Source organism: Sulfitobacter sp. L-8 (assembly GCF_056859255.1).
This window is the reverse complement of sequence record NZ_JBSXOD010000034.1, coordinates 1-4,757: the sequence shown is the minus strand read 5'-3', so window position 1 is coordinate 4,757 and position 4,757 is coordinate 1. Positions and strand designations below refer to the sequence as shown.

The window sequence follows — 4,757 nt, the reverse complement described above, 5'->3', positions numbered from 1 at the left end:
GTCTCGAATACTTGGTGGCTTGGACCACCCGGTCACATCCTTTGGATCTCTTTTGCCTGACGAATGGGGTGATATCCCGCCCGATATCCGAGACAGAATCCCGGGCAATCCTCGGAACGTTCACATGCAACTTGTCTCAATGCTAAAACGCGGCATCGGCCTGTTGCGACCTGATATCGATCCTTGGTCCGCGTTGCGGGTCCTCGCTGATGCAGAGGTTCGGATAGACGGCAAAATGGTCGGATCAGTACAGCGGCGCGCCGAGCGCGATGGGTTGAATCCGATCGATATCGACAATTTTTGGATCGCGCGACAGCTGGCTGCGGTCCCTGCAGAGGCGGAAACACAGGAGCGCCAGATTTATCATTATCTTGTCCGGCTCTCAGGGCGGCAGTTGGTTCAACATGCAGGCTTGCTGCGCAAGGATCTGGCTCTGCCATCGACGCTCTTGCAGCAGCAATGCGAGGTCATTTTGCCGGATTGGTTGCAAGAGGTCGCCGATGCCAGCGACCGGCCAACCTGCAATGGTCTTGAGAGGGTGTGGCGCACAATCAGGCATCATAATCTGACTGCGCAGAGCCCTGACGACGTTATGGCACTGATCTACGCGGGCAAGCTGCAACACGATACAGCCAAGTGCGTGCAACAGATAAAATCAGAAAGTTGGCGTGTGTATATTCAACGCGTGAGGCAGGTATTGCTCTCCTATGTTGATGACCCCACCATTTATGAAGGCAGGCTTAAGCATGGATGATTTTCAACCGGCGAATGAGGATATTGGCGTAAACGCAACCGCCTGCAAAAATTGTTCCTAACCGCTTGGCAGCTATTGAAAACTGAAACAGTTCCACTTGTGGTTGTTGCAGATCAAACGGAGATGTGTACTATAAGAACAAAAGTTTACCCTATTATCCACAAAAAGAAGCCGGGGCCGGCCCCTTACTCGTATGGCGGCTCAGCGGACTTTATTACCGTTCGCTGCAAGCGCAAAAACAGGACAAGACCAGATTGGCATCAACAGAACGGGCGGGAAGCCGACCTTCGCCGCGCCTGTCACGAATGGCTGCAGTACGCTAAGAAATCTGCAATTTATTTGGTACATACTGAAAATATTCTGTGTGAGGGCTGCGTTTGAGAGCTTACGTTACTTGCCTACCGCCTTGGGGTGGTGGTGCGGTTAAGTCATTTGGCTATTCTATAACATCCGCATCCTCTTCAGCGGGCTTCTTGGATCGTTTAGCTTTCGCTTTTGCGCCAGACTTTGGCTTCTCGATCCAGACGAACGCCCATTTGTAGCCGAGAGCATGCAATTCGCGCGCAGCCTGGCGGAACGACACCAAGCTGAAGAAGGGAAGTTTCGGCTTATCCGATGCAACAATGACGCTGTAGACGACGGTGAAATCGCCACGAGTAAAGTCACTCCCCGAATTCGGGATGATGTCCTCGTAGCCGATCTGTCCGGTTTTAGCCTGGACCGCGATCACTGCGTTCCGAACGCTGTCGCGCGACGGCGGGTCGGTCGCGAGGACGCGTGCGGAGACGGTCCCCTGGCTAAAAAGGTGACTAAGTCGAGACGAAGACGTCTTGTCCTTAACGTGGATCAGTTGACGCTCACGGCCGAGAAAGTCGCATGCTTCGATCCTGCTCGCAGTACCTGTCGGCTTGATGAGCTGACGGTCTAAGCAGATCATGTCCGCATCCAGATCGGCGACGCGCTTGTTGTAGGTCTCTTCTGTCTCGTCAGCTTCAGCGGCAGGCATGTCGACTCTGCTTGTCGCGTCGAAAAACTCTTGTACCTCTTTGGCGAGGTTCTGGTCGATCTGGTACCAGCGGCCTCCAGAGAAGACGTAGGTCGAGCCATCGAGTTCAGTTTCGAACACTATGCATTCCCGCAACTTCCACTTCCCGCCACAGTCGTGGCCATCATCATCGACCTCGTGGACGGTGTGATTGCGGAGGTCCTCATCCGAGTAGCCGGTTTTCTCGCGCTCCTTCAGTGCGTCGAGGTAACCGGACAAGTCGAGGTCGGCATAGAGCTGCCAGCTGCGAAAACCCTTGTAGCGGATGAGGCTTGATTTCTCAGGGTCGTAAATGACCGGAAACGCAAGGTGAATACCGTCGGTCTCACCTTCGTCAACCGCCTTCGCCAAAACTTCGACCAGCTTGGCGTCCAACTTGTCGATCAATTCTTGCTCACGGATGTGGCGAATCTGATCGATCCAGCCGAAGTCGGTCTTGTAGTCAGTCTTCTGATAGATCGCATACCCGTCGGCACATGCCTGGGAGAGTTCCGCAATTTCAAGCTTTCGGTTGAGCGTCAGACCATCAGTCCCGGCTACATAGGAGCCGAACCCTTCATTTTTGGGCGTCCCTGCCAGTCCACGGACGAGGTCGCGCTCGATGTCGATGGCGAAGGCAGTCTGATCGGAGCCTCGGCTGGTCTGCGTGCGGCGGGACAGGGTATTCTCATCCGGTGTCCGAACGTCCGCGCTTTTTAACTGCTTCGGATCAACGGCGTTGAGGACGACCCGCAGCCCAAAATCCTGCTCGAACGCTGCAGGATCAAGCTTGACATGACCCATGCCAAAAGACACCGCGAACCAGCGCCCTTACGCCTGGACGAACACGAGCCCGAAAGCTGTGTGGTTGAAGACCTTCTTCTTCTCGTCTTCTGACAGTTGGAGAAAGCCCGCCCATTTCGGCGCGCCGCCGCCCAGCGTTGCCAATGAAATGAATGCGCCTTCCAGCTTGTCCCATGGTGTTAGGTCTACACCGTCGCGCACTGCGTCAGCGGGGGCGAGGCCATCTCGCAAGAGGCGAATGGAAAGCTTCTGGGTATTGCTCATTCAGCGGCTTCCATTTCTGACGCATGAGGAGGTGGCGTGTGCTTGATGGCGATCGTGACGGTCTTCCCGGTTTCCAGTACTTGCCGGACAATCTCGCTGAGCACGGCGGATTGCTCTATCGACGTGCCTACCCACGATCCGGCCACGAGTCCGACAAACTCCAAATTGTTGACTCGACGACCGACGTTCTTAAAGCTTAGAACCTTGCCGCCGCGCGGCCCCGTGAATAGACCAGCCGCATCCGCTCGCTTCCATAAATCGAGAGGCAGATAGATACCCTTGAAGAGCCCTTTGTCGTCGGGGTTGAAGACAACGCGCGGACAGAACTTCAGGAAAAACGGGTTGTCCGAGAAACGGAACCCATCAGGGTGCTCACCGCTTGGGAGCTTCCTGAGCTCCTCCAGTAGGGTCTCCATCCGCTCAACTTCGTCGCAGAACTGATCCTTCAACTGCCAACGAAATTCCACCTCGTTTTCGCGCTTTTCCATCGCTTTATATTGGACCATCACGAAGCTGCGGTAAGCTTCGTTGAAGTAGATGAGGTCGGCGCCGGTTTGTTGTTCGAGGGGCAGACGGTTGGCCATGATCACCGTCAATCGCTTCGACGAATCCTCTTCGCTCGCGAACACCTTTGAGCCGTAGTGGGTGGTTTCGCCCATAGCTTCAAAGCCCGGCACGGTCGAGAAGTCGGACAAAAGCATAGCATCTTCCCGAACCTGTGCGCCCGGCAGTCCATCAAGGAAGGATTGCTGTGAAACGTCCGTCGGGGTCCACGCCAAAACGTCGTCTCGCGACATGCCCGCAATCTCGAGTGCGAGGCCGAGTGTTTCCTTCTGGTAGGCGAGGTTTTCGCGGGCACGGGGCTCGAGCCGTCGCAGCGCTTGGGCGCGACGCTCAGAATAGCGCGCAAGGCGTGGGCTGACGGTCTCATCGATTTGCGTGATACGATCAACAAATGCGCCAAGCGACTTCGGCGGGAGCAAGCCGCCTGTTTCCAGGCGCTGCTTGACGTGCCGGGCAACACGTAGCTCGATACCGGCAAGGATCTCATCGAAGCTCACGGGCCGCTTCAACGGTTGGAGTTCTTCGAGATTCAGCCGGACGAGGCCTGTGCCCGCTGACTGACCTTTTCGTCCGTCGGCGATGTGACTAATGAAGCCATCCTCGAAGGAAGCGAAGACGGCAAGCGGCGCGCGACGGCTGTGGTCGAAGCGCGGAACAGGTTCCGAGACAAAAGGTTTCGGCGAATAAAACGAACCGCCGTGTTCGGCTTCGTCGAGAAGCAACTCTCTCCTTTGCTTCGGTACACGCAAGATGTAGCCACCAGCTGCCACCACAATTTTATCTCCTTCTTCTTGGAGCAGGCGCCAGAGCAAAAAATCCAAAGCGTAAGACTTATGGTTGGCCGAAAAACCCGAAGTAGTATTTCATTAAGCTTTACGCGTTTTGATGGTGTCCGCAACCAACTTTGGCATTCGCCCCACTCGAAATAAATTAAAAGTATCCAGGGTCTGCTTTTCGGATACCGCGTTGCAGAGACACCGGCTATAGCCAATGTCCGCAATTGGCCGAGGCTGTGTGGAAACGCATTTGATTGCGTGTTTTGGACCTCTGTTTTTCCGCCCATGGCGTTTTTCTATTCCAGGAGCGCCATTTGTCGCATATGGGGTCCTATTTCATCGGGTCGGGGCTTTGATCGCGGGATCTGCCGGACAATTAGCGGTGTTTGCCTCAATTACACCCTCAACGCGGCCATCGAAGGCGCAATCCCGATGATCCTGAGGACCCGCTTGAAGTTATAGGCCAAGACATGGAGGCTCATCTCTGCGGCGACCTTTTCGCGTGTTCGGGTCACGAAATCTTGATGGGGTGCCGGCCCGCTCGCTCTTGATCACGCCGAAGATGGTGCGA

General features: G+C 55.4%; 3 protein-coding genes and 1 pseudogene. 1 reads left to right on the top strand and 3 read right to left on the bottom strand.

Translation table 11 applies throughout. The annotated features are described in order from the left end of the window. Positions 1–754, top strand: a 754-nt coding sequence (locus AC13DE_RS03535; protein WP_483047075.1) for a hypothetical protein, incomplete at its 5' end; no start/stop codon positions are given. A gap of 436 nt (positions 755–1,190) precedes the next feature. On the opposite strand, the pseudogene AC13DE_RS03530 reads toward AC13DE_RS03535, so the two are convergent. The 3 genes and pseudogenes from AC13DE_RS03530 to AC13DE_RS03520 form a co-directional block, all read right to left on the bottom strand. After that, positions 1,191–2,597, bottom strand: a pseudogene (locus tag AC13DE_RS03530) (DUF6119 family protein); the annotation flags it as partial. Positions 2,598–2,609: 12 nt separating this feature from the next. Beyond that, positions 2,610–2,846 carry a hypothetical protein gene (locus tag AC13DE_RS03525; protein ID WP_483047074.1) on the bottom strand — a complete coding sequence of 79 codons (237 nt, stop codon included), beginning with the start codon at positions 2,844–2,846 and terminating at the stop codon, positions 2,610–2,612. Beyond that, the gene (locus tag AC13DE_RS03520; RefSeq protein ID WP_483047073.1) at positions 2,843–4,231 is read right to left on the bottom strand and encodes a hypothetical protein; all 1,389 of its coding nucleotides are present in this window, start codon (positions 4,229–4,231) and stop codon (positions 2,843–2,845) included. The genes AC13DE_RS03525 and AC13DE_RS03520 overlap by 4 nt, the downstream gene beginning before the upstream one ends. Positions 4,232–4,757: the final 526 nt, after the last annotated feature.

Bases quoted from the DNA above. Each gene is read 5' to 3' on its own strand.
- AC13DE_RS03525 (WP_483047074.1), bottom strand. From the start codon at position 2,846: ATGAGCAATACCCAGAAGCTTTCCATTCGCCTCTTGCGAGATGGCCTC.